The organism is Cutibacterium sp. 37298 (assembly GCF_023838685.1).
Classification (GTDB): Bacteria; Actinomycetota; Actinomycetes; order Propionibacteriales; family Propionibacteriaceae; genus Cutibacterium; species Cutibacterium acnes.
Genome location: NZ_JAJNRJ010000002.1, coordinates 737320 through 762793, shown reverse-complemented (window position 1 = coordinate 762793; position 25474 = coordinate 737320). Strand labels below are relative to the sequence as shown.

22 protein-coding genes and 1 pseudogene are annotated in these 25474 nt (G+C 60.5%); 15 read left to right on the top strand and 8 right to left on the bottom strand.

Going from position 1 to position 25474, the window contains the following annotated elements:
• Nucleotides 1-4: 4 nt before the first annotated feature.
• On the bottom strand, nucleotides 5-1186 hold the full coding sequence (locus LRP59_RS08025) for a Nif3-like dinuclear metal center hexameric protein (RefSeq protein ID WP_002514025.1): 1182 nt from the start codon (nucleotides 1184-1186) through the stop codon (nucleotides 5-7).
• 21 nt (nucleotides 1187-1207) lie between these two features.
• On the opposite strand from LRP59_RS08025, the gene LRP59_RS08020 reads away from it, so the two are divergent.
• The 3 genes and pseudogenes from LRP59_RS08020 to LRP59_RS08010 all read left to right on the top strand — a co-directional run bounded on the left by LRP59_RS08020 (nucleotide 1208) and on the right by LRP59_RS08010 (nucleotide 2360).
• Nucleotides 1208-1345 carry a hypothetical protein gene (locus tag LRP59_RS08020; protein ID WP_023269200.1) on the top strand — a complete coding sequence of 46 codons (138 nt, stop codon included), beginning with the start codon at nucleotides 1208-1210 and terminating at the stop codon, nucleotides 1343-1345.
• 110 nt (nucleotides 1346-1455) lie between these two features.
• Nucleotides 1456-1710: pseudogene (locus tag LRP59_RS08015) on the top strand (ElyC/SanA/YdcF family protein); the annotation flags it as partial.
• A gap of 242 nt (nucleotides 1711-1952) precedes the next feature.
• Nucleotides 1953-2360, top strand: a complete 408-nt coding sequence (locus LRP59_RS08010; protein WP_032499647.1) for a hypothetical protein — start codon at nucleotides 1953-1955, stop codon at nucleotides 2358-2360.
• 82 nt (nucleotides 2361-2442) lie between these two features.
• Here LRP59_RS08010 and glnA read toward each other — a convergent pair whose 3' ends face one another.
• Nucleotides 2443-3864, bottom strand: a complete 1422-nt coding sequence (glnA, locus tag LRP59_RS08005; protein ID WP_002514021.1) for a type I glutamate--ammonia ligase — start codon at nucleotides 3862-3864, stop codon at nucleotides 2443-2445.
• A 112-nt stretch (nucleotides 3865-3976) separates the two neighbouring features.
• On the opposite strand from glnA, the gene LRP59_RS08000 reads away from it, so the two are divergent.
• From LRP59_RS08000 to LRP59_RS07990, 3 genes are read left to right on the top strand one after another with little or no spacing between them, the layout of a single operon-like run.
• Nucleotides 3977-4399: an RDD family protein gene (locus tag LRP59_RS08000; protein WP_002514020.1), complete on the top strand. Its 423-nt coding sequence runs from the start codon at nucleotides 3977-3979 to the stop codon at nucleotides 4397-4399.
• Between the two features lie 5 nt (nucleotides 4400-4404).
• On the top strand, nucleotides 4405-5517 hold the full coding sequence (locus LRP59_RS07995) for a glycosyltransferase (RefSeq protein WP_002514019.1): 1113 nt from the start codon (nucleotides 4405-4407) through the stop codon (nucleotides 5515-5517).
• Between the two features lie 23 nt (nucleotides 5518-5540).
• A complete protein-coding gene (locus tag LRP59_RS07990; protein ID WP_002514018.1) occupies nucleotides 5541-6149 on the top strand; it encodes a DedA family protein in 609 nt (202 codons plus the stop codon).
• A gap of 78 nt (nucleotides 6150-6227) precedes the next feature.
• Here LRP59_RS07990 and LRP59_RS07985 read toward each other — a convergent pair whose 3' ends face one another.
• Nucleotides 6228-7616, bottom strand: a complete 1389-nt coding sequence (locus LRP59_RS07985) for a PTS transporter subunit EIIC (RefSeq protein WP_002514017.1) — start codon at nucleotides 7614-7616, stop codon at nucleotides 6228-6230.
• A 176-nt stretch (nucleotides 7617-7792) separates the two neighbouring features.
• On the opposite strand from LRP59_RS07985, the gene LRP59_RS07980 reads away from it, so the two are divergent.
• The 9 genes from LRP59_RS07980 (at nucleotide 7793) to LRP59_RS07940 (ending at nucleotide 17150) form a co-directional block, all read left to right on the top strand.
• On the top strand, nucleotides 7793-8518 hold the full coding sequence (locus tag LRP59_RS07980; protein ID WP_002521900.1) for a GntR family transcriptional regulator: 726 nt from the start codon (nucleotides 7793-7795) through the stop codon (nucleotides 8516-8518).
• Nucleotides 8515-8763, top strand: a complete 249-nt coding sequence (locus tag LRP59_RS07975; protein ID WP_002514015.1) for a glucose PTS transporter subunit EIIB — start codon at nucleotides 8515-8517, stop codon at nucleotides 8761-8763. The genes LRP59_RS07980 and LRP59_RS07975 overlap by 4 nt, the downstream gene beginning before the upstream one ends.
• Nucleotides 8764-8892: 129 nt before the next feature.
• Nucleotides 8893-9123: a glucose PTS transporter subunit EIIB gene (locus LRP59_RS07970; RefSeq protein ID WP_002514014.1), complete on the top strand. Its 231-nt coding sequence runs from the start codon at nucleotides 8893-8895 to the stop codon at nucleotides 9121-9123.
• Nucleotides 9123-9569, top strand: coding sequence for a PTS glucose transporter subunit IIA (locus LRP59_RS07965; protein ID WP_002514013.1), 447 nt, complete (start codon nucleotides 9123-9125; stop codon nucleotides 9567-9569). The genes LRP59_RS07970 and LRP59_RS07965 overlap by 1 nt, the downstream gene beginning before the upstream one ends.
• A 199-nt stretch (nucleotides 9570-9768) precedes the next feature.
• Nucleotides 9769-12684 carry a beta-N-acetylglucosaminidase domain-containing protein gene (locus LRP59_RS07960; RefSeq protein WP_002521898.1) on the top strand — a complete coding sequence of 972 codons (2916 nt, stop codon included), beginning with the start codon at nucleotides 9769-9771 and terminating at the stop codon, nucleotides 12682-12684.
• A gap of 638 nt (nucleotides 12685-13322) precedes the next feature.
• Entirely contained in the window at nucleotides 13323-14126 is an 804-nt protein-coding gene (locus tag LRP59_RS07955) for an ABC transporter substrate-binding protein (protein ID WP_023269197.1), read from the top strand.
• 29 nt (nucleotides 14127-14155) lie between these two features.
• Nucleotides 14156-15196, top strand: a complete 1041-nt coding sequence (locus LRP59_RS07950) for an iron ABC transporter permease (protein WP_236887495.1) — start codon at nucleotides 14156-14158, stop codon at nucleotides 15194-15196.
• Nucleotides 15193-15966 carry a heme ABC transporter ATP-binding protein gene (locus LRP59_RS07945; RefSeq protein ID WP_002514009.1) on the top strand — a complete coding sequence of 258 codons (774 nt, stop codon included), beginning with the start codon at nucleotides 15193-15195 and terminating at the stop codon, nucleotides 15964-15966. The genes LRP59_RS07950 and LRP59_RS07945 overlap by 4 nt, the downstream gene beginning before the upstream one ends.
• Nucleotides 15963-17150, top strand: a complete 1188-nt coding sequence (locus tag LRP59_RS07940) for an esterase family protein (protein WP_014604519.1) — start codon at nucleotides 15963-15965, stop codon at nucleotides 17148-17150. The genes LRP59_RS07945 and LRP59_RS07940 overlap by 4 nt, the downstream gene beginning before the upstream one ends.
• A 271-nt stretch (nucleotides 17151-17421) precedes the next feature.
• Here the strand turns inward: LRP59_RS07940 and LRP59_RS07935 are convergent, their stop codons facing one another.
• From LRP59_RS07935 to LRP59_RS07915, 5 genes are all read right to left on the bottom strand, one after another.
• Nucleotides 17422-18495: a glycosyltransferase 87 family protein gene (locus tag LRP59_RS07935; RefSeq protein WP_156190485.1), complete on the bottom strand. Its 1074-nt coding sequence runs from the start codon at nucleotides 18493-18495 to the stop codon at nucleotides 17422-17424.
• A gap of 104 nt (nucleotides 18496-18599) precedes the next feature.
• Complete coding sequence (locus tag LRP59_RS07930) at nucleotides 18600-20405, bottom strand: ABC-F family ATP-binding cassette domain-containing protein (protein ID WP_002514005.1); 1806 nt, start codon at nucleotides 20403-20405, stop codon at nucleotides 18600-18602.
• Nucleotides 20406-20412: 7 nt separating this feature from the next.
• Nucleotides 20413-21183 carry a DUF4191 domain-containing protein gene (locus tag LRP59_RS07925; protein WP_002514004.1) on the bottom strand — a complete coding sequence of 257 codons (771 nt, stop codon included), beginning with the start codon at nucleotides 21181-21183 and terminating at the stop codon, nucleotides 20413-20415.
• A 201-nt stretch (nucleotides 21184-21384) separates the two neighbouring features.
• Complete coding sequence (locus LRP59_RS07920) at nucleotides 21385-22902, bottom strand: sialidase family protein (protein ID WP_032502403.1); 1518 nt, start codon at nucleotides 22900-22902, stop codon at nucleotides 21385-21387.
• 248 nt (nucleotides 22903-23150) lie between these two features.
• Complete coding sequence (locus LRP59_RS07915) at nucleotides 23151-25466, bottom strand: sialidase family protein (protein ID WP_002514002.1); 2316 nt, start codon at nucleotides 25464-25466, stop codon at nucleotides 23151-23153.
• Nucleotides 25467-25474 lie beyond the last annotated feature (8 nt).

Genomic DNA, 25474 nt, shown 5'->3' with positions numbered 1-25474 from the left:
CCCTCTATTGTGCCACTGTCGTTCCAATGGTCCACGGGTCAGTTCGGATACCTAGATCCTGGCAGGGGAGCCCTAGTTCGTCATGGAGGCGGCGTGCAACGTCGGCGCACCAGGGAGACTCAGATGCCCAGTGGGCGGTGTCGATGAGGGCAGGGCCGTTGGCGCGAAGATGCTCGTCAGCCGGGTGGTGACGCAGGTCGCTAGTGAGGTAGACGTCAGCACCGCTGGCTGCCGCGGCGTCGAGGAGAGAGTCTCCGGCACCAGAACATAGAGCGATTGTGGTAACGAGCTGATCCGGGTTACCTGCGGCTCGCACCCCCCACACAGTGCGGGGGAGCCGTTCGGATACGCGCTGGGTAAAACTGCGGAGGGTCATTGGCTCGTCGAGGTGCCCGACGCGCCCGATTCCTGGCGTGGCAGCGCCAGGGCGGGATCCAGAGTCGATGGTTTTCACATCGTAGGCGGGCACCTCATAGGGGTGAGCATCAACAAGGGCCTTGCGTACCGTGGAGCGTATGACGGTCGGCGCGACGACATGGATGCGTACTTCCTCGACGGTTTCAATCTGGTTGGTGGTGCCGAGGGCCGGATGAGACCCGTTGAGGGGGCGGAACTGGCCACGCCCCACTGTTTCGAAACTGCACAGGTCGTAGCCGTCAAATTGCCCCGCCCCCGCCCCGAAGAGGGCATTGCGCAGTGCCTCAGCGGCATCGACTGGTACTTGGACTCCCCACAGGTCGACTGGCTGTGCTGCCGGTTCCAGGGGACGCTCGACGGTCACCCCCAACAACCGAGCGAGCACGTCATTGACCCCGCCGACTGCGGCGTCGGCGTTGGTATGGGCACTCATGAGGGCAATGCGGTGGCGAATAAGCCGGTGAACGATGCGTCCCTTGGGGGTATCCGCTGCCACCGACGTGGTGCCCCGCATCAGAAGAGGATGGTGAACGACAAGCATATCGGCGTGGGCCTCGATGGCGGCATCAACGACGGTGTCAGTGGCTTCCAGGGCGCAAACGATCCGCTTGACGGTGTCGTCGGGATCTCCGCATACCAGACCGGGGGAGTCCCACGATTCTGCCAGGGATGGCGGATACCACTGATCCAGAGTGGCGCGTACCTGGCTGACAGTGATCTGGTCGCTGCAGAATTGCGGGATAGAGGTGCGAGAGGAATGGTCTGCCATAGCTTCACGGTAGCTGAGGCTATGGCCGTTCGCCGACCCGTGACGATGATGGTGTGCATGACTGTTGCAAGAAGGCTCCCAATCGTGTCCGATATAGCCAGGCAACTAGATGTCAGCTCGGTCCCTTCGCAGTCGGTGCGTGGCAGGGTTTCGGGATGATAGGCGAGTTGTTAACGCGATGGGGCGGGGTGAGATGGTGATTGGGCTTGCCCTGTGCGTGGTTCTCCTCGCGTTTTATGCCTGGCTGGTCGATCGACGTCCCGATGCGTGAAGCAATGGCTGAGTATTTGGTCGAGCACGGAATTTCTCGCGAGTGTGTCGTTGTGGAGAACTAAGCTACGAATACCGGCGAGAACATCTTTTTGAGTCACGAGTTCTTGGTGCATCGACGGCGACCTACTTCCTGCCTAGCGCGATGCTGCGAGAACACATCGCCATGCTAGTGTCGCGGCCATGGATCAACGGCATCATGCTGGTTCTTGTATCGGTTTTTCTGGCCTATCGTGACTATGGCGCTGCGATGAAGATGAGGCGTGTGGTGGCGGTTGTCGCAGCCGTAGCAGCCATAGCTGGGTGCTCCAGAACTACCCCTGCGGTGCCTGAGGCCGTTGTGCCCACCTCATCAGTGATGTCGACGCCGAGGTATTCACCGCGTCCACAGACCAGCACTCTGCCGCAACGGATGATCAGTGCCACGGCGCAACGAGTGACCAGCGTTGGTGGAGCGCAAGGAGCGTTGACGTGTCGCCGAGGTGAGAAGGCCGCTATGGCGTTTAGTGATGTCGATGTGGCTCTGGGCGCACGGATAACGATGCTGACGATCCGTAATTGTGGGTCTTCAGTGATGACCCTGCCTGTCATGCCACAACTTCGCCAGACCACCGAGGCTGGAGTCCGAGTGCCAGTGGCGTGGCAACCTTATGACCCCAAGGCCAGGACAAAGCGAGTAGCTCCCGGGAAGGTCACGAGTTGGGAGTTGTCCTGGCATTCCAATGGCGACTGTGAGCACCGCGGAGCATGGCGGCTGGAAGCTAAAGTGGGGGCGACAACGGCGATGCTGGTGGGATGTCTAGACTTAGGGAGCTCCTACGCTTTAAGTGGAGAATCTTCGACAGGACCCGGTGGCTCCGACGCCGTTCTAGTGCCTGAAGCCGCAGTGAGGTGGCCGGACTGAATTACGGGTGTGTAATTCGAGGCTTGTTTTACTACGTCGCCAGGGGCGCAACCGTAGTTGCGCCCCTGGCGAGTGGATCGACTCAGATGTCGTAGTACAGGTCGAACTCGTAGGGGTGCGGACGTTGTTGCAGGGCAGCCAGGTCGCCACGCTTGAGTTCGACCCAGGTCTCGATGAGATCCGGGGTGAACACATCACCGGCAAGAAGAAACTCGTGGTCGGCCTCGAGATTGTCGAGGACCGCTCCCAGGCTGCCCGGCACGTGATCCATGGCGGCATGCTCCTCGGGAGGGAGCTCGTAGATGTCCTTGTCGACCGGCGCAGGAGGCTCGATCTTGTTCTGGATGCCGTCCAGGCCGGCCAGTAGCAGGGCGGCGAAGGCCATGTAAGGGTTGGCAGACGGATCTGGGCAACGGAATTCGACGCGCTTGGCTTTCGGGTTCGGGCCGGTGATCGGGATACGCATGCAGGCGGAGCGGTTGCGCTGCGAGTACACCAGATTGACTGGGGCCTCGAAGCCCGGTACCAGACGGTGGTACGAGTTGGCTGAGGGGTTAGTGAACGCCAGCAGCGACGGTGCGTGCTTGAGGATGCCGCCGATGTAGTACCGGGCCATGTCAGAGAGTTGGGCGTATCCGGACTCGTCGAAGAACAGCGGTTCGCCGCCCTTCCAGATCGAAGAGTGAACATGCATGCCCGAGCCGTTGTCTCCGAAGATCGGCTTCGGCATGAAAGTGGCCGTCTTGCCGTGCTGCCAGGCGACATTCTTGACGATGTACTTAAACTTCATGACATCGTCAGCGCTGCGCGACAGAGTGTCGAAACGCCAATTGATCTCGGCCTGACCTGCTGTGCCGACCTCATGGTGGGCACGCTCGACCTTCATGCCAAGGCTCTCCATGATGGTGACGATTTCGTCACGCAGATCACCAAAGTGGTCGGTCGGGGCGACCGGGAAATATCCGCCCTTGTATTTCACCTTGTATCCGCGGTTGCCGCCATCTTCGGTACGTCCAGTGTTCCACGCTCCAGCCTCGGAATCGATGGAGTAGTACGAGGTGTTCTGACGGGTGTCGAAGCGAATGTCGTCGAAGACGTAAAACTCAGCTTCAGGGGCGAAGAAGGCAGTATCGCCGAGCCCGGTGGATGCGAGGTAAGCCTCGGCCTTGCGCGCGATGTTGCGCGGATCGCGGCTGTAGGCCTCCTTCGTAATGGGGTCATGGACGTTGAAATTCACGATAAGGGTTTTGCGCTCGCGGAAAGGGTCGACCCAGGCGGTCGTTGGATCGGGTAGTAGGGCCATGTCCGACTCGTTAATCTTCTGGAAACCCCGAATAGAGGATCCGTCGAAGGCCAGACCGTTCTCGTACTGGTCCTTGTCGAACTCTCGGGCGGGAACGGTGAAGTGCTGCATGATACCGATAAGGTCACAGAAGCGGACATCGATCATCTCGATGCCCTCCTTCTTGACATAGGCAAGCAGGTCGTCGGGACCTTCGAACATCTTTCCTCCATCAACATGACTGGTGATGTGCTTACGGTAGTTCGTATGGGTTGCTCGACCGTCACTGTTGTGTTTCGAGCGTGTAACAGGTCGTGCCGGTAGGATTCACCGGGTGAGTGGAACCGAGGCAGCCCCAGGAGTCTCGATCGGGCTGCCCGCTGAGGGGCGCGGTTCGCTGGCCAGTTGGGGCAAACGCATCGGTGCCCTCATCATCGACTGGGGCGCTTCTATGGTACTGGCCAGCGCCATCTTTGGCCCAGTAGTCATCCGGGGCGGAGGCTGGCCTATGTGGATGCCGATGGCGGTGTTCTTCGTCGAGTCCGTCCTACTTACCGCCATGACAGGCGGTTCCTTCGGCCAGATCGCGGCCCGTGTGGCGGTCGTCCGCCTCGACGATCTCGGCCCGGTAGGGTGGTGGCGAGCAGTCGCTCGGACCGCCATGAAATGCCTCGTCATTCCCGCTGTTGTTATTGGTGCCGAACGTCGCGGACTGGACGATCTCGTGCTCGGTACTGTTGTCGTCAATCGCAAGTGAGATATATGCGCGTCATGGTTTTGTCTCGGGGGATTCCGAGCCCCGAGGCTCCGTTGCGGGGGATCTTCGAGTATGACCAGGCCGTAGCTCTACATCAGCAAGGTCACGAGGTCATCCTGGCCGTTCTTGATGCCCGTTCGGTTCGTCACTGGCGGAAGTTTGGGACACGGGTAGAGCATGCCGTAGATCGCAATGACGGTATGACGGTGGTGAGGCTGGACGTGCCCTTGGGAGCGGCCTCTGCGCGCATAGATCACCGAGTCCATGCCATTGCGGCCCGGCACCTGCACCGCGTTGTGACCTCAGAATGGGGCATCCCTGACGTCGTCCATGCCCATTTCGCCAGATTTGCCGCTGCTGCCGCCCGGGCTGGCTTTCCGGAACCGCTGGTGTGGACCGAGCACGATTCTCACCTAGCTCACCCGGATCAGCGTCTCAACGAAGACATCATTATCGCGGGTGACCGGGCAGACGCGGTGATTAGCGTATCCCAGGGGCTCTGCGACAGGCTGGCTGGACATGGCGTGACCTCAACGGTGGTTCCCAACATCGTTGACGTCGAGCTGTTTGACCGTCCTGATCGACGACATGAGGGGACGATCGTCGTCAGCGTCGCCACCCTCAACCCGGGAAAGGGCATGATTGAGTTAGCTCAGGCTGTTGAGCGTCTTCCCGAGGTTCAGTTGAGAATCATCGGAGATGGACCGCAGCGGCACCAACTGGAGGCCATTGCCGCCGATAATCCACGCGTCGTCCTACTGGGTCCCCAATCGCGGGACCGTATCGCTGAGGAGCTCGCCGGGGCTGACGCCTTTGCTTTGGCTTCCCATGCTGAGACCTTCGGTGTCGCTTGCGCCGAGGCCCTGGCAGCCGGCTTGCCTGTCCTGACGACGGCTTGCGGTGGACCTCAAGAGTTCATTGACGGTTCCAACGGCGTGGTAGTCCCAATCAGTGACGTTGACGCCCTGACGGAAGGGCTGCGTCAGGTATTGGCTAGGTCATGGGATCACGAACAGATCGCTGGGTACGCCCGCTCCCGATTCGCGGCCGCTCCGGTCGTTGATCAGTTGGAGACGGTTTACCGAAAGGCGGTTGCCGACCACGATATGGCTGGTTGAGTCCGGGTGGAAGACTGGCAGACATGAATCTGACCGCATGGATGGCGAGTATCAACGGCGTCATTGCGGCCAGTGCCCCACATCCTTGGGTTATTGGGGCGTTGTGGGGGCTATGCGTCGTCGATGGGTTTTTCCCGCCGGTTCCTAGCGAATCTCTCGTCGTCGCCTTGGCAGCAATTGGTCATCCGTCGCGGTGGCTCATCATCCCGGTAGCTGCTGCGGGCGCGATCTGCGGAGACAATATTGCATATTGGGTGGGACGCCAGCTCGGCCACACTAAGCTCTTTACCGGTGGGCCGAAGCGGCAGAAGACGGTTGCATGGGCGACCCATCAATTGAGGGTTCGAGGTCCGCTGTGCATCTTGGTAGCCCGATACATCCCTGGGGGCCGCGTCGTCGTCAATACGATGGCTGGGGCCACTCGTTTTTCGTATCGGGTTTTCCTACCTATCGACGCCCTAGCCGGAGTGTTATGGGCCAGCTATGCCACCGCCATTGGTGCTGGAGCAGCCAGTTTCTTGGGCAACAATCACATTCTTGCTGCCACTGTGGGGATTATTGGGGCGATTATCATCGGCGTCATCCTCGATCAAATATTTCGGCGTTTAATGCCAGCTCCGCAGAGTGACTGAGTGGTTTATGACGCATTATGATGGCGCCCTCAGTATTCAACCAGGGGCGCCATCATGAGAGTAGGGAACTCGAAGGGATCAGATTCGTCCCTCTTTTTGGGCGTCTGCCTTACCGGTGGACTCACTGGCAGCTAGTTGGGCCTCATCGAAGACACTGGCCCTACCGGTGGTGTCGTCACCCTCGTCTTCGCGACCGGGAGTGCGCAGGTTCCACTTGGTGATGGCGAAGCGGAAGACGACGTAGTAGATGACGGCGTAGACCACACCGATGAGGATGAGCAGGAGCACTTTGCCGGGGCCACCAGAAAGCTCCGAGGCTCGTCCGAAGTTGATGATGTAGTCAGTCAGACCTGCCGAGAAACCGAATCCGTCCTTGATGCCCAAGGCGTTGCACAGCGCCAGGGAGGACCCGGTGAGTAGAGCGTGCACCAGGTACAGCGGGAAGGCGACGTAGGCGAAGGCATACTCGAGGGGCTCGGTGATACCGGTGAGGAAGGCCGTCAGCGCTACTGAGATCATGACGCCACCAGTGAGCTTCTTACGCTCTGGCTTGGCCGTGTGGTAGATCGCGAGGGCGGCTCCCGGCAGGGCGAACATCATGATCGGGAAGAAGCCAGTCATGCAAGAACCGGTCCAGGCATTCGTGCCGGACGCACCACTGAAGAAGCAGGTGATGTCACCGTGCAGAGTCTCGCCGGCGGCGTTGGTGCAATTGCCGAGCTGGAACCACGGCAGCGAATTGAGCAGGTGGTGCAGGCCGAAGGGGATGAGGAGACGGTTGATGGTGCCGAATACGAATCCCGTTCCTGGGTTGGACCCGTGGGCCATGATGAAACCGCCGACCTGCTTATTGAACAGCCAGTCGAAGGCCGGGTAAATGATAGCCATGATGACGCCGGCGACGACGGAAGCGGCGGCGGTGACAATTGGCACGAAGCGGCGGCCGCCAAAGAAGGCTAGGTACGTTGGCAGCTTGGTACGGCGGTATTTCTCGTACATCTTGGCCGCGATGAGACCGATGACGATGCCGCCGAGGACGCCGTAATTGATGACTCCGGTCTTTTGCGAGAAGTACGGAGCGAGGGCGTGCAGCACGCCTCCTTGGGTCTTGTCCGAGGTGCCTGCACCGGTGAAGGTGAGGTAGCCGACGAGGGCTGCCAAGGCGGTCGATCCGTCGGCCTTCTTGGCGTACCCGACGGCCACACCCAGAGCAAAGATGAGAGGCAGGTTGTCGAAGATTGCGCCGCCTGCACCGGCTAACACGTCAGCGACCGGCTGCATCCATGATGCGTGCTTGGCGAGTCCGTCCGCTCCGAGAACGTCAGCAGACCCGAACCGCATTAGCAGCGCGGCAACCGGCAGGGACGCGATCGGGAGCATGAGGGAGCGCCCGATGCGCTGCATCTGGGAGAACCCGGGTATCTGCCGTTTTTTCTTGGTGCTGGTGGCAACAGCGTCTTTCGCCATAGGAGTTCCTCCGCAGTGAGTGCTCATGTCCAAGGGGTGGTATGGACCACTCGCCGAAGTACAGACCACTGAGGCGGCCATGTCAAGACAACGTGCAGAGTTTGTGAACGTCACTATTGCGAGGCTTTCGCCCTGATCGGTGTTAGGTGGCACTGTGCTCGGGGCATAATTCACACATGAAATACGTGACCGTGCGGGACTACCTCGTCGAGCTTATCGACACCCGCTTGTCGGTCGGAGATGTCGTGCCTAGTGAGCGCGAGCTTGCCGAGCGTTTCGGTATCTCGCGCATGACGGTTCGTCAGGCCGTTGATTCGCTGGTGAGCAGCGGGATGCTGGAGCGTCGTCGCGGCAGCGGTACCTATGTCAGGGCTCCCAAAGTGGATGTGCAGTCGCGCATCTCGTCCTTTAGTGAGGAGATGCGTCAGCGCGGCATGATTCCAGGCACCAGGGTGCTGCGCGGTGAAGAGCTGTCGGCTACTCCTGATGTCGCTGTGTGGTTGGGGATCGAGTCGGGGGAGCCAGTCTATTACGTCTACCGTGTGCGGTTGGCTGATGGCGTTCCGATGGCGGTTGAGAAGACCTGGATCGCTGTCCGAGTGATGCCAGATCTGCTGACACACGGCGTTCCGACGAGTATTTATGGGGCGATGGCGGCAGCTGGGCTAGTTCCTACGTGGGGCGAGGACGCGATCGAGGCTGTCAGCGGTGACGCGCTGGTCTGCGAGCACCTGCAGATTCCCGTCGGGTCGGCTGTATTGGCTATCAACCGTCGTACCTACGCCGATGACACCGCGATCTCTTATTCCCGATCTTGGTACCGAGGGGATCGTTACAAACTATGGGTTCCGATCTCTGGTCCACACAGAACCCTGTATCCACCTCGAGGAGGTTCACGATGAAGCGTGTCGAGCACATCTTGGCGGCCTTGGGCGGAGTCGACAATGTCGTGTCGATCGAGCCATGCGTAACCCGGCTACGGTGTCAGGTTCATCGTTGCGAGCAGGTCGATGAGCAAGCTTTGCGCCGGGCTGGAGCGCACGGGGTCACCGTGCAAGGACATAGCGTTCAGGTTATCGTCGGCCCGGACGCCGACCTGCTGGCTTCAGACCTGGAGGACTTATGGGAAGAAGATCGCGAATCCTGACCGAATCTTGACATTCGGACGTCTGATGGAGTTCAGTGTTAGTTGTCTGGACCACTTGGGACGTGGGTCAGTATCCGTTCGAAGGTCCTCCATGGCGGAGCTCATCTCGAACCAGAATAAGGAGACATCATGAGCAAGGCAGAACAAATCCTGGCAGCCCTCGGCGGGGACGACAATATTGACGACCTTGAGGCTTGCATTACCCGACTGCGCGTCGAGGTGGACGATCCGAGCCTCGTTGACGAGTCTGCGCTCAAGGCCGCTGGTGCCTTCGGGGTGGTTCAGCAGGGCACCTCCGTTCAGGTCGTCGTCGGTCCTGAGGCCGACACCCTCGTCGAGGATATCGAGGACCTGCGCTGATGACGCCGATCTCCTCGCCCATGGCCGGGGATGTCCATCCTCTCGCGGACGTGCCGGACCCGGTCTTCGCCCAGGGACTCGTCGGTCCCGGGGTCGCCATTGTCCCGATCGGTGAGGCTGAGGTGACGGTCGTCGCCCCCATCGCCGGACGGATCGTCAAGCTCCATCCACACGCTTTCGTCATCCAGGCCGAGGGATTCGGTGTGCTCGTCCACCTGGGCATCGACACCGTGCAGCTCGACGGTCGTGGTTTCCTTCTCCACGCCACTGAAGGTGACCAGGTTGCTGTCGGTACCCCCCTCATCTCCTGGAACCCGAGCGAGGTCGTCGCCGGAGGCCGCTCGGCCATGTGTCCTGTTGTCGTCCTTGACGTAGCACCGGAGTCGGTGACGCCGGTCGAGGTCCAGACCGTCGAACCGGGGGCCGCCCTGCTCAACGTCCAGTGACGGACGGGGCCGCCCTCGGGCGGCCCACCTCGGGGCATTTCGAACCTCCTCTCGCTTGCGGGGAGGGGTCGCAACAGTGCTGTACACGTTCACATTGGCGATGAGCCAAGTCAAGGGCCAGTCGCTCGTCATCGGACATAGGACGTCCGACTTAACCCAAGGTGCCAATGACGGCACCACCTCATGAAAGGGATCACCCATGTTGAGATCGACACCCGGCGGCGTCGGCCGGCCCAGGCTCGCCCGGAGGATCGCGGTCTGCTTCACTGCCTTGGTGGTGGGATCCATGGCTGTAGTGACTACTCCTCAGGCTCGGGCTGCCGACGGTGCCCAACCGACAGCCTCGACTCTACCTTCCGTCCTGCCCAACCCACAGGAGATGACTTCGGCTGGTGCCGACATGTCGTTGTCGGGGAAGGTTACGGTGGTTGCCGGGGCTGACGCAGACGCGAAGGCCGTCGAGCAGGTGGTGAGTGTTCTACGCGACCTACCAGGAGCGCAGGTGAGCGTGTCCCGAACCCCGGACGCCTCTGGTGACCAGGTGTGGGTCGGCACGGCCGAGACGACACCGGGCATCGACGGGCTCGTTGCCTCCCTCGGGGGCAGCAAGGCCGCCACTCTGCCAGCTGACGGCTACGTCATTGCCTCCGGGCGCCGTTCCGGTCATAACGTCATTGCCCTTCAGGGCAAGGACGCTCGGGGCACTTTCTATGCTGTACAGACCCTGCGCCAGCTCGTGCGTCATGACAAAGTGGCCTCGGTAACGGTGCGTGACTGGCCGCTCATGCCGATCCGTGGTGGCATCGAAGGCTTCTACGGCATCCCATGGTCGCACCAGGCGAGGCTGGACCAGTTCACCTTCTACGGCCGCCATAAGATGAACACCTACATCTACACGCCCAAGGACGACCTGCTGCTGCGCGCTAAGTGGCGCACCCTCTACAGTGGCGACGACCTCGCGCGTATGAAGGAACTCGTCGAGGGGGCCAATGCCAATCACGTTGACTTTACCTTCGCACTGTCGCCGGGCAACGACATCTGCTACTCCTCGGATGCCGACTTCAAGGCTACGATTGCCAAGTTCGACCAGCTCCGTTCCTTGGGTGTGAGGTCCTTCTACATTGCCCTGGACGACATCGAACCTAAGTTCCACTGCGACGCCGACCGGCAGAAGTATCCCAACAATGGTGACGGGAAGTGGATCGCCGACGCCCAGGCTGATTACCTCAACCGGCTCGAGACTGAGTACGTCAAGAAGAATGGTCTGCCCCCACTCCAGACGGTGCCCACGAACTACAGTGGTTCGGGGGAGGATCCCTACAAGGCTGAGTTTGGCACTCGCCTAGACAAGGACATTCGCGTCCAGTGGACTGGTGAGGGGGTGTTTTCGCCGTCCATCACTGAGTCTTCGGTGGCGCGTGCGGCGCAGTCCTACCACACCAAGCACCTGTACATCTGGGACAACTTCCCAGTCAATGATGGGCGGCGCAACCGGCTCTTCCTCAATCCGCTCACCAATCGCGATCCTAACCTGTACAAGCACATCGACGGCATCACCTCGAACCCCATGATTGAGCCCTATGCTTCGATGCCCGCTCTGGCTAACTATGGCGACTACACGTGGAATCCGACCACCTACGATGCCAAGGCGTCGATGTCAGCGGTACTTGACGAACTCGCCGGCGGTGACAAGGCTACCCGTGCTGCGCTGCGCGTTTTCGCTGATCTCAACCAGAGTTGGCCTTACCGTACCCCCGACACCCACGCTCCTGCCTTGACCGCTGCGATCGACGCCTTCTGGGCTGTCCGCGATAAGGGTTCCGTGGATAGCTCCCTCAAGGACCGCTTGGCTGCGATCGTCAGGTTGCCCGAAGCTCTGGCGGGTATGAGGCAGCAGGGGTTCTTCCAGGACACCAGACCGTGGATCAACGCGGCCTCGCAGTGGGCGCGTGCCGGCCAGCACTTCGTGACGATGCTCGACGCTATAGATGCTGGTGACGGTGCTAAGGCAACGAACGAGTACCTCGCGGCGCAGAAACAGGTTGACCTGGCCAAGCGACCCACCGTCGATGATCAGGGTAGCGACGGGGTCCTTCACAAGGCCGTTATCGTTCCCTCGGTGGGGGACGGTGTCTTCGACGCTTTCGCTAAGAAAGCCAGCGCGCAGTTCGCCGCGTTCATCGGGGCTCGTCCGGCTTCAGCGAAGGCCTACAGCGGCACCGCGTCCTCGTCCATGGGACAGTGGGAGGCCAATTCCCCGAGCCGGATGGTTGATGGAAACCTGTCGACTCTTTACTGGACCAACGTCTCGCCGGAGAAGGGAAGTTACGTCCAGGTTGACCTGGGATCGGTCAAGCCGATCGGTCAGGTCGCCGTCCACCAGGCCGATGATGACACGGCGACCGGTGACATGTTCTACCATGCCGCCCTGGAGTACTCGGTGGACGGATCGACGTGGACGGCCGCCGGGAACTTCGACTCGGCCCCGCTCATCAAGCACACCTTCGAGGCGCCGGTCCAGGCTCGCTATGTTCGAGTCCGGGCCACCGACGCCAACCCAGGGGCTCAGTGGGTCAAGATTCGCGAGTTCGAGGTGACCCCGCCTGTCGGCGTGTACTCAACCAACGTTAAAGCCGCTGAGGGTTCGAGCGTGGCTCTGGCCTTCGATGGAGACGTTTCGACAGCTTTCCGTGCCGCTACTCCCGTCAAAGCTGGCGACTTCGTGAGCTTCGTGCCCGCCAAAGGGGTCACCCCGCGTCAGGCCATCGTCGTGGGGACCGCCCGCGGTGAGATCCAGGTGCGCTCTGGCCAGACCTGGACGACCATCGGGACGATCAGTGACGGCGCGCCTTTCCACGCCTTCGCGGTGCCGGCAGGTACGAACGTTGAGGAAGTGCGTCTCATGCTGGCCGCCGGCTCACCGGCTCCGGTCATTCGCGAGATGACGGTGGTCGATCGGGAGCTCAAACCGGTCCCGACGCCGACTCCTACGTTCACGGCTGCACCGACGTCTGGATCGAGCACGGGTGACGATCACGGGCGTCCGGGGTATCCCACGCCCACGTCGACCCCGTCGCACGGGCCACGTCCGGCGCTGCCGAGTACGGGAGTCTGACGGGTTTCGCCGAACCTGAGCCGAGTTCTCGCGGGCATTCGTCCGATCACATCGATCGGATGGGTGTCCGCGAGATGTTGTTGATGATTGTACGTGGGACGCGCTCACTCCTAGGTGGTCTCGGTTACTTATGCGTACAGGGTGCCTTGACGATTCATCTGGCCTTCGATGCGGGTCATGTCCTTGTGAGCGCGACGTTGTTAGGTCGGTTCAGGGCCCTCGGATTCGTCCTAGCTCGTTGCTCTACCGACTCGCTGAGATTGCGGAGAGTCGAGTGGGGGTTCACCTCGTCATTGGTGTGTTGGCCACCCTAATCCTCTCTAATATAAGTTTAGGCTAACCATAGTTATATTGTTATGAAAGGGAGATTGCTCGTGCCCCACATGGACCCTGCAATTGCTCGTCGGACGCTTGTCGCGGGCTTGCCTGTCGCCTTGATTTCCTCATGTCTAGCCGGTTGCAGGTCCCAAAGGCAATCTGCAGTGCGCGAATCTTCCTCATCCAGCCACGGGAACCTCTCGGCGCCCGCTGCGATGCGCCTTCCGCAAGGTTGGACCTGGGTCGCGGGATCGGACATCCCTGTGGCAAAAGCTACGCTCAGGTTGCCAGTCACCACGACCGATGGAACAGGTCGACGAGTGACCATCAAGAATGCGAACAGAATCATTGTCGGAGGCGAGGACGTGGCCGACATTCTCGCTGCACTTGGGTGGCGGAAGTTGATCTATGCGGCCCCCACCAATAGCGTCGCCGAGGCCGCCGTCAATGCGCCCAAGCATTACGGTTTTAGCAAGAAAACGGGGATGGAGGGACTCCTGTCGATCGATGGGACCTTGTTCATCGGCAACAACCCAATGCGGCATGGCAGGGCTGCCGCCAAGTTCCGTGAGGCTGGAGTCGATGCAGCGGTCGTCAATGATCGGCAGCCAATCGGTGGAAAGATCCGTGCCGTCGCAACTTTCCTGGGCGACCCGAAGGCCGGTGACAAGCTTGCCGGTGCTGTCGAGCGACAGCTGGCTGAGGCCGCCGCCATTACCCGTGCTCGCCAGGGACACCGGCTGCGAATCCTGGCAGTCACCGCGAGTGGGGCAGGTGGTGCCAATGCGGTGATGGGGATGGGGACGGCATCGGCGGAGATGATTGCGGCCTGTGGTGCCACGAGTGTCGGAGTCAGAGCAGGACTGCGTGGGTACTCGGTGAAATTCACCGACGAAGGACTGCTCTCCATGAAGCCTGACGTCATCCTCACAGGTGACGGTGATCTTAAGCGGTGGGGTGGGTTGGAAGGTTATCTGAAGGCGTTCCCCACTTTGGCGCAAACGCCGGCAGGTAGAAAGAACCATGTTTTCGTGATGCCCAGCGAGCAGATCAAGGTCAGTGGGGTAGGGGTTGGCGCCGGGGCCATCGCCTTGGCCCGTGCACTGGATGCGTTGTCGCGGTGAGGGACGGCAAGGGCCCGTCTGAAAAGGTGATGGGTCGGGTGAGCCGTGTCCCGCTGCGGGTTGTCATCCCCATCGGGGTAGCACTGTTGGTGGTCATGATGATCGTCTCCGTGGGTACCGGACCCGTCGGCCTGGGGGTAGGGGCGATTATGCGGGTCATCGTCCATGAGGTCCTCGGTGTGGGGCAACCTCAACCGCAGTTGGAGACCACGGTGGTGATGACACTGCGCTTGCCACGTGTGCTCTTCGGCGTACTGGTTGGCGCCGCACTGGCCGTTTCCGGTGCGTCGTTGCAGAGTCTGTTACGCAATCCACTGGCCGGCCCCGGGATAATCGGGGTGAGCGGGGGAGCGTCGATGGGAGCTGTGGCCGCGATCGTCCTGCTGCTGTCGCTGTCGGGAATCGCCGTGGCGTGGGTGGTGCCGGCGGCTGCTTTCCTCGGAGGACTTCTCGTGACATCTGTGATCTATGCACTGGCACGTCCGCGCGCGGGTTCTGGGACGGCTCGACTGTTGTTAGTCGGTATCGCTATTGGCTCGGCTGCCGCAGCCGTTACCGGCTTTCTCACGTATGCGGCCGACGACGACGAACTTCAGACCGTGGTCTTCTGGCAGATGGGGTCATTGGGACACCTCGATTGGATCAAACTCGCGGTTGCTGCCCCGGTCATCATTGGCTGCTGCATCGTCCTGACGCTGTTGGCCAGACACCTTGACCTGTTGTCCTTGGGGGATCGACAGGCGCGCCATCTCGGGCTGGACGTGGCCAGGACACGCAAGATCGTCATCGCGATGACAGCCTTGTTGACTGGTACCAGCGTTGCATTCACAGGAACTATCGGGTTCATTGGTCTTGTCGTGCCGCACTTGGCGAGACTGCTCTGCGGCCCCCCGCACCGCAGAGTGTTGCCGGTCTCGGCCGTCCTGGGAGCGCTGTTGATTGTGTTTGCTGACACCCTGTCGCGCACCATCGCTCCTCCTGACGAGGTGCCCATTGGTCTGTTCACTGCGGCATTGGGGGCGCCGTTCTTCCTGATCGTGGTGTTGCGTACCAAGGAGGCACAGTCGTGAACGATCGAAATCCCCACGATCCGTGCCTGCGCGTGGAGGCAGCCACGTTCATGATCGGCTCAACCACTCTCCTCCACGACATCGACTTCACGGCTCACGGTGGCGAGCTCGTGGCCTTGGTCGGCCCGAATGGGGCGGGTAAGTCCACTTTTCTCTCGCTCGTGGCGGGCGACCAGCAGCCCACTAGCGGCCGGGTACTCCTTGATGGTCGGGCTGTCGCGTACTGGCCGGCTCGTCAGCTCGCACAGCGGCGCGCAGTCATGACCCAACATCACGAGCAGGCGTTCGCGTTCACCGTACGAGAGGTCGTTGGCATGGGACGGGCTCCGTATCCCGTCGGCGACGACGAACCGCTCATCGAACAGTGCATGCAGCAGGTTGCTGTTGACGGGCTTGCGCAACGAGACGTCACCACCTTGTCCGGTGGTGAACTGGCCCGTACCGTCTTCGCCCGTGTCCTGGCTCAAACCACGCAGGTCGTGTTACTGGATGAGCCAACGGCGGCGCTCGACCTGCGCCACCAGGAAGCCATCATGGCATGTGCCTTGCGGCTCGCTAGGCAGGGTTCGTTGGTCCTCGTCGTCCTGCACGACCTGTCGCTCGCGGCTCGCTACAGTGACCGGGTGGTCGTGTTCCACCACGGGCGTCTTTATGCAGAAGGGACTCCGCACGATGTCCTCACCCCCAGCCTTGTCGGGCAGGTGTACCACCATGACGTCGTCGTGATCAATCACCCGGTGACGGGTCGTCCCCTGGTGGTGCCACTATGACTGATCAACAGTGGTTCCCGCGACCCAAACCTGCTGCGCCACGTCAGGAGATCCGCGTCCAGCGTGATGACGACCATCCAGTACTGGGTCGGCGGCCCCGTCACGAAGGTGCTCGGATCGTCGCCGAGCAAGGTGATGTCGTCCTCGTCCACTGGCAGCATCGAGCTCCCACGGCTCACGCTGTCGCGGTGCAGATCAATGGCTGGTGGTATCCCGTGCCCCATGATGGTCTCGATCTGGTACCGGAGGGAGACGGTTGGTTTTCCGGCGCCCTATGGGTGCCTTCGGAGTTGTGTGCTACGGCGGCCTTTGTCGAACATCGTGTGCCCGGTCCGCCACCATGGTGGACACGGGGATTGAAAGGGCTATCAACTTGCTGCGGTCATATCGTCGACGCGTCCGCACGTCATATCCGATCACGTCAGCGCTCAGCAACCTCTGTCCTGCACGAGATACGGCTGACTAAGGATTCGCCGCGAGCACGGTGGTGTGCGGTCGGGTTCCAACCCGACGAGGGCCGCCCTGAGGCGAGCCACATGCCCTTGGTGGTCCTCACTGACGCGCAGGCTCATCTCGACGTGCTCGACACACCGGGTCTGCTGGCCACGGCCACACGCGAGGGGCGTCTGCCCCCGGTCATCGCAGTTTTTATCGACGCTTGGCCCAACCGGGCTGAACAACTTGGTGTCCCCGGGGGCCAGGCGGCATGGATAGTTGAGAAGCTGTTACCGACCCTGCATCGTCAAGGATTGACCGACCCCACGACGGGGGAGTACTGGCGGATCGACCCGGATCCGCGTCGGACGATTCTCACTGGAGCCAGTTTTGGTGGTCTGACCGCGTTGTTCGCCTTCGCTGAAGCTCCAGAACTGTGCAGTTCGGTCTCAGCGCAGTCGGTATCCTTGTGGCGTTACCAGACAGGTGCCTTCACTGAGTCCTTGGCTGCAGCAGCGTCCCGCGTCGGTGTCCACAACGCACGGGTACGACTTCACGCTGGACGGTACGAGGGCGACATGGCCTCCGATGCGGCCACTCTCACGCGAGCGTTGCACGATGTCGCGAACTGGACGGTGCCGCTAGTCATCCACGAAGGAGGACACGACTGGGCATGGTGGCAACAGGCCATGCTGGACGACGTCACCGGATTTCTGAACGGCAAGGCTTATGGCGATCTAGACGGGTAACGCTTTCACACATTGCTCCACGGTCTCCGCTACTGCCAGCCATTGCTTTTCGATACCACATTCTCTTCGGGTATGGCGGCTTGAGTCCAGAGGTTAGCCAAGCGAGGTCGTCACATGCCTGAGGCGTCGACGAGGCGAAGTCCGATCGTCGGAAACCGGGATGGCGTGGGGACAGCGTCCGTCGGGTGATTCCCACGCGTTCGATGCCATGGGTATGTTCCTGGCCCGGGATGGAGGCGTCGTGGATTCCATCTGTTCGTCTTCTGCCTGTTTATGCGCGTGGGGCTAACACGCCCGACTCACATCGACGACGATTCCACGCCAGGACGACGAGGGTGGCGACGCCGACGAGTTCGTAGGCGTCCGTGAGAATCTTCTGCCACCATGTCGCGGCGAGTTCTCGGTTATGGCCGGCAGGGAACCACCAGACCATCCATGTCAGTGTGGCTAAAGCCCAGATGAGGGCTAGAACCTGCCGGCAACGACGACGGTCGGCTAGTCCGGCGACGATGATTAAGGACCCCCATACCCAGTGGTGCGACCACGACACGGGGCTCACCAGACATCCGCACAGTCCGGCGCATAGCAGGGACCACACGTGGTCAGCTCCGCCTCCTTGCCACAACCGTCGCGATGCGACCCCGGCGAGTACGCAGCACAGCGCAACCAGAACTAGCCATACGAGGGTGTGATTGCCGTGTCCTAAGCGCAGCAACAGGCCCGAAAGCGATTGATTGCCCGCCCAGGTGAGCCCGCCCAGACGGTTAGGTGTGACCATGTAGTGGGTCCAGTACTCCCAGGATGCTGTAGGCATCGCCGCGAACCCGATGGCGATCGTGGCCAGACCAGCTGCGGCGGCTCGAAGTGCTGCTTTAAACTGACCTGTAACGAGGTACCAGAGGGCGAAGATGCCCGGAGTGAGCTTGAACCCGGTGGCCACTCCAATCCCCACTCCGCGCCACTTTCGGGGTAGAAGGAAGACGTCAACAATGACGAGAAGGGCTAGCTGGAGGTTAACCTGCCCATAGACAAAAGTTTTCCCGATGGGCTCGCTGAAGTTCAAGACTCCGACGAGGACGGCCGTCAGGAATGGGCGAGACGTGTGCCCGCAGCGTTGCCAGATCAGGTCAATCATGACGACGAGGGCGATCGCACTGACGGCATAGTGGAGGACTGTTACCGTAAGGGACGGGATTAAGGCTAAAGGAATGAGGGCGATTGCCGCGAAGGGAGGGTAGGTGAACCCCAGGCCACTTACCGACGATGCGGTGTACAACGTTCTCGGGTCATCCAACATGGCACGTACACAGTCGCGGTAAATCTTCAGGTCGATGGGGCTCGGCATGATCAGCGTCCGCGTCACCGTCGTCATGATGACGGCGATTGTCGGCCAGAAGAAGGACAAACTTTCTCGTTTCGTGGGAACGGCCGGGCCATCGCCTTCAAGGGTCACTGATCCTCCACAATGTCGGCGGTCTCGAGCCACTGCTCCTCAAGGTTAGTCATCCGTTCGTCGAGTTCATTGGCCTTCGCCTGGAGATCTACCAGGGCTTGGTAGTCGTCGGCCTTGGCGGCCATTTCCTCATGCAGGGCAGCTAGCTCATCGCGGACCTTTCCCATCTGACGATCGAGCCTGTCCATGTTCTTACGGGCCTGACGCAGCTCGGCGGCACCCATCTTTGGCTCGGCGACCTGGGAGGTACTGCCTACCCGGCTTGATTTCGACGGGCTGGGTTTACGGTTGCGGCGGTGCTCTAGGTATTGGGAAATTCCTCCTGGGAGGAAGGCCACCGTGCCATCTCCCATGAGGGCCCAAACGACGTCGCAGACCCGCTCCAGGAACCACCTGTCGTGGGAAACGACGATCAGCGTGCCGGGCCAAGAATCGAGATAGTCCTCGAGTAGGCGCAGGGTGTCAATGTCGAGGTCGTTAGTCGGCTCATCGAGGAGGAGCACATTGGGTTCGTCCATGAGGAGGCGCAGCAGTTGAAGGCGGCGTTGTTCGCCACCGGAAAGGTCGCCGATACGGGTGACAAGTTTCTGCCCGGTGAACCCGAATCCTTCCAAGAGGTCGGTGGCGGAGGCGTCGCGACCGGTGGCCAGTTTCGTCCTCGCCTTGACGTCGTTGACAGATTCCAAAACGGTCATCGCTGAGTCGAGGTCGTCAACTTCCTGACGCAGGTGGGCCAGTCGCAGGGTCTTTCCATGTTTGACCCGGCCAGAATCGGGCTTACGAGAGCCGTCAAAAAGGTTGAGCAGGGTGGTCTTGCCAGCTCCGTTAACGCCAATCAGGCCGATCCGGTCGCCTGGGCCGATCGACCATGTCACCTTGTCAAATAGAGTACGCTCGCCAAGCTCATCGGAGGAGACGGTGACGGTAACCTCGTTGAGGTCCAGCACATCTTTGCCCAACCGGGTTGCGGAAAAGCGTGCTAGCTCCAACTTGTCGCGCGGCTCGGGAACATTGGCGATGAGGGCATTGGCTGCCTCGACTCGGTAACGCGGTTTGGAGCTACGGGCAGGGGCGCCTCGACGCAACCACGCTAATTCCTTACGTGCCAGGTTCTGACGCTTGGCCTCATTAGTGGCGGCGACGCGGGCTCGTTCTACCCGGGCTAAGGTGTAGGCCGAGTATCCGCCCTGATAAGCCTCGACGGTGGCGTTGTGGACCTCCCAGATGTCAGTGCAGATCTCGTCAAGAAACCAACGGTCGTGTGAGACGACGAGCATTGCCACGCCGCGCTCCTGTAGGTGGCGCAGATGGCCGGCCAACCAGGCCACCGCCTCGACGTCGAGGTGGTTGGTGGGCTCGTCAAGAACAAGTAAGTCGTGGTCTCCGAGCATGATTGAAACCAGTGCAGCCCGCCGTCGTTCCCCACCGGAAAGATCGGCCATAGCGCGGTCGAGGTCAATGTCGGAAAGCATGTCCTCGACGATGGGACGAGCCTCGCGGTCAGCTGCCCAAACGTGGTCGGGTTGGCCTCCGACGACGAGGTCGCGGACGGTCTGATCCCTGCGGGTCTCAGCTTGGGCGAGCACTCCTATGGAAATGCCATTAGTACGCGTCACTGTCCCGGAGTCGGGTTCTAGGGAACCAGTGAGGAGGGCTAAGAGGGTAGATTTGCCGTCCCCGTTGCGGCCCACGACGCCGATGACGTCCCCGGTTGATAGCCCCAGAGACACCTTTGAGAGGACCGTTCGGGTGCCCCAGGACTTTGAGATGCGATCGGCGTTGACGATATTTGTGCCGGCCAACGGAGGCTCAGCGTCCTCGCATGGCGGCGCGAGCGCCCTTCATAGAATTTGGCATGGGGCCCTTAGGAAGTGGCACTTTGGGACGCATGGCGTCAAGGGCCTTGAGACGATTGACGACCTCGTCCACCTGACTCGTGCTGAGGGCCTTGGGGAGTTTCTTAATGTGCTTGTCGAGGTCTTCTAGCGGTACCTGGCCTTTGCCGTCGCCCATGATGATCGACGTCACCGGAGTGCCGTAGGCGACCTGCTCGTGGCGCTTGGTTTCGGTGGCCAGCAGGTTACGCAGGCCGTTTCCGTGCCCCTCGCCGATGAGGACAATTCCGCCCGGACCGACAGCGCGGTGAACGACATCCTGCTGCCGGGTAAACGCGATCGCGGGGGTGGAGGTCCACTTCTTCTTGTCGAGCAGAGACAGGGCAACCTCGGCTGACCCGGTCTGGCCCTTGAACCGGGCATACATGGAACGCTTAGCGCGCCACTGGAAGACCCACATAGCGGCAGCGGCACCAGCAAAGATGCCAACGATGAGCCACGCCCACCACAGATCGGTGAGGATAAGACCGAGGACGGTGAACACCACGACGCCTGCTACAAAGGAGCCAATGACCCACCAGAGGAGCTGAGGATCAACCTGGCGGGTTAGCTTGAACGTCTCGACAAGCTGCTTTCCGGTGCCCCAGTCCTTGGGGTTGTCGGAGTGCTTGCGGCGCTCCTTCTCAGCCTTTGCCTGGGCTTTCTGCTTCGCGGCGAGTTCCTTGGCTGCCTGGCTCTTGGGCATGGTGCGCGGCTCCTCGGGATCGATGGATGTGTGCGGGACAAATTCCTGAGGCGCAGGTCGCCCCGTGACCAGTGAATTCTACCGCCGGACCATTCCCGTCGTCTCGTCGCAGGTGAGGCAAGGAAGAACTGGAGTCCAAAAGCAACACAGGGCCTTCATGCTGGTAGAGCATGGCTGATGCTGGTGCCCATCGATATGGTGTCAGGACGCCAGTTCCTGCAGGTACATACGTTGGAGCCCGTCTGCCCACGAGTCCGTAGGTGACGATTCGAAGAGCACGAGAACACGTCCGTCAGACAACTGGGCAATCGAGGAATAGGCGAAGAGGGTCTGTGGGCTCGTGATGTCGGTGTGACTCACCCATTCAAGTTTGGAGCGCGGTCCGGACGTCCTCGAGGATCGATGGATAACTGCCACATGGGCAATGCCATGTCGACGCCTGCGGTCATCTGCTGAGACGACAATGAGCGCAGGAAGCTGTTCCCCGGTCGTAGGTGATGCGATGGTTTGCTTCAGCATGAGCGCGGAGACTTGGCATGCGACGCCTTGGTCGTCGTCGCCGAACGCGGAAGTCAGCGTGCTCCAGGAATGGCCCCCATCCACGCTCTCGGCGGTCAGTACCTTGCCACCGGAAGAAGCGGAATGTCGGTTGAAGCTGCGCAATACGCCGGGTAGAACCTCTATGATCGCGCTTTCGTGGAGGTCGATAGTGGCTGGCATCGGGATTCCCCGTTGCCACGTTTTCCTACCATCGTCGGTGTATACAGTGGTGCACGAAACTCCTGCAGGTAGCATCATGTAAGTCGGAACGACGATGCGTCCGGCATGTTCCCCTGCGCGGATTTGAATGGACCGACCTGGTGCGACCAGCGTGTATCGAGAATCTACGGGTCTGAACTGCCGTGTCACCAGTTTTCCCATGTTCCAAGTTCGGCCATCGTCATATGAATAGATCTCCACGATGTGATTGGTGTTGAAGACCTGAAGGATCGAGTCCTTGTAGAAGACGCGCATCGGAGTGATGCGAGCTGAACCGTGCTGGAACACGTACAGAGGGATTCCTGCCTCGAAGAGGTTGAAATTGTCGTCCAAGGAGTATCTTGATTGTCGTCCTAGAGCGAGATTTGAGTCATCGACTCCGGCGGTGGTGTACGGGCGAGGTATACCGATTAATTCATAAATCCGAATGCGGCCGTGCTTGTCGCGGGGGCCGTCGAGGTCAGCTACGAGGTCGAATTGTGAACGGTCGATGTTCAGATTGATATTTCCCCTCAATCCGTCGGCGTCCCCTGTGACGTTGTGCGTCGAGAGCAGGAGCATGTCACGTCCGGCAACGGTGGCGAAGCCATCTCCCAGGGGGAATTTTCGCGGGCGTCCACCGTTGACGGAGCCATCTGGGGAGACGTTGAGGTGTTCGAATACTCCGCCGTTCCAGGCCCAGAGATCAATGACGATCATCAGTCGATGTCGAACTGAGTCCTCGATGATGGCGCCGTCGATGACGGAGGATGATGCGGGGGCGTACCCATACTTGTTCGAATAATCTCGCATCTCCAATGGTTTGATCAGTGACGGGGCTTCCCAGCCGTCGGAGATTGAGTAACGGGATGCGTTGGGTTTTCTGCGAATCAGGGCATCGATATTGTCGGCGGAGTCGCCTGTTGTCGCGCGATTTGCATCGCAGCCTACGACCAATGTGTCATTGGCCGTAGACACCATGAACGGTATGCGGAAAAAATGTGATGGCGAATTCTCCCTGTTGAACACCTCGAGTATGTCTTCCTCGTGTGTCGCAAGTGCAGGAGAGTGCTCAGAGAACTGCCCTGTCACACTCAAGAATAAGGCTGCTCCACCAGAGATTAATGCGGATCGGCGTGAAATCCTTTGGTGCATGCTGAATCCCTAAACGTCAAGTGTTCCATAGCGTGATTACATGGGGTGGGTGATATCTGGTGTTGCTGTGTGAATTACTCCAGCGTGCTGCGCGAAGTGGTGAGCCATGACAACGGGACCTCTGTCAGGAACAGGCCTTGCCACTCCCGTTCCCACAACACGAGCAGAGTCTGTTCGTCTCGCTGGGTCATGCATTGGTACACATGATGGCGAGGGTTGAGCACGCGGTTGTGCGGCCAGGTCTTGCCTCCGTCGAAACTTTGACGCAATACACCACAACCCCGGAACGGGAGCATCATCGACGCATTGGCGAAGACCACCGATTCGGTTCCACACTCATCCCGGACAGAGATGGCATTGGGCTGGGAGAAGATTTCGGTCAGCTGCTCGACGAACGTCACCTCGCCCCATGTTTCGCCACCGTCGATGCTGGCTGCATGCGCCACCCGTCCGGAGGGATGTTGGTTGCGCATAAAGGAGTGCACGACACCGTCAGGGGTTTCTACCAACGCTGACTCATGGGTCGAGCCGCGATCATCGTTGAGATGTCGAGAACTGACGATCTTTCCGAACAGTTCGCGCTCGTCGTTTGGTGACTTACCGAGATTCCATGTCTGGCCCTCGTCATCGCTGTACACCGCGGCACATGAAAAGGTTTTTCCCTCCTCATGGTTGTAGTAAACCGGTGCCAGGAGTCGGCCTCGGTGCGTCCCGTGTTCCAACTGAATTCCGTTGCCCGGTGAAGTACCGAGGAACCGCATCCAAGGCTGTTTGAGAGCCGGGTTCAGGTTGATAGGTCGTGACCACGTCCGTCCGTCGTCATCACTGTGGATGAGGATGAGGTTGCAGGTCCGTAGGGTCAGCAGAGACTCGTGGGGGTCCACTCCGGCGGCCAAGTGGATATTGCCGGCGGGGGTACCGGCCACGAAGACGTTTCCGGTTTCGTCAATGGTGTAGTCCGTGGGTTCCCCCGACTCGGTTGTCACGATGCCTTCTGCATCGACGACGTAGGCGGTTGCATCGCGGTCGAACAGAAGCTGCCGACCTTGCTCATCGAAGCCCGACCCTGGTTCGGCGTTAGGCTGCCCTACGCCACCCGGGAACTGGTCGATCAAGCAGAACACGCGTCCCGAGTTGTGGTCTTGGAACAGAACTGAGTCGATAACCGATGCTCCGAGGGCGCCCTCGCCGGGATACTCGAGGACTATCTGAGCCTCGTCCCACCGACGACCGTCTTCGCTGCGACGGATGACGAAATTGATGTCGTTAGGGCTGTCGTTGGCAATGCTGACGCGTTGGTCTGCCCCGGCGATAAAGCTTCCGGAATCAAGTCTGATTAGCGATGGGATCCGGTAACTTTTCGAGCCCAAATATCCCGTGTCGAAGAGAGCTTGGGTACGTAGAGGAGCCACGTTGGCTAGGCGTTTGACTTGGGCGTCGGTCAGCGCACTGCTGAAGATGGATGCCGTCTGCGCTTCCCCGAATAGCCGTGCTCCTTCGAGGTCCTTCCCGACGGTCACCCTTTCGACCTTGCCAAGATCGGCAAGGAATGCCTCACCAGGCTCGTGAGCCACGAGGAAACCGTCAACATAGAGATCAATGGCGCCCCTGCCACTGATTGCTACCAGGTCATGCCAGTTTCCGTCGTCCCACTTGCCTGGAGCGCGCACGTGGGCGATGGGTTCATCGTCCACTTCCACGTGCAGGAGCAGGTCGCCGTCGACGATCTCGAAGGACAGTTCACCGGCGCTCCCTTGGGCTGCGAGGACGGTTCCACCCTGGCCTTTGCCACGAAGGCGGGTCCTTGCTCGGAGTGCGCCATGAGTGAGTTCTCCGGTACGGCGTGCGTCGCGGGCCGACAGCTCAGAACCAGCGAACTCGACGAACGGTGTTGCCGCCGGCGCCTTGGCCGCCATAGCTTGCAAGGATAGGGCTGAGTTCCACATCCTGAATCGCCGTACGTCGAGGACGCCCGACGGATTGATGACGACATTGGTTGCTCCCAGGTCCTGGCACCATGCCCGCAATGTGGCGGAGAATGTTTCGTAACCGTCTGCAAACAAATGCGTCCCAGTTTCATCGGCGGTGAGTCCGACGGAGTGAATCGTGCCATCTGCCATGCCTAGCGCATCCTCGGCGTCGAGACTGCGAGTTTCTCCGTTCAGATCTATACGGCCAAGCAAGCGGTCTGCATCCACATCGACTGATAACCGTCCGTTCTTTCCGACAAGCTCGAACAGGCATCCGGAGGACGTCGCGCTGAATTCCACGAGAAGTGAGCCGTCCTCGCCGTCGATTCGTTGCACGTCCATGCCCTTTCGGGCCGGCAGCAAGGCGCTTCCGGTGAGGTCAATCGCCAATTCCTCGGTATAAGTATCAGTAATAGTCATGATTGACG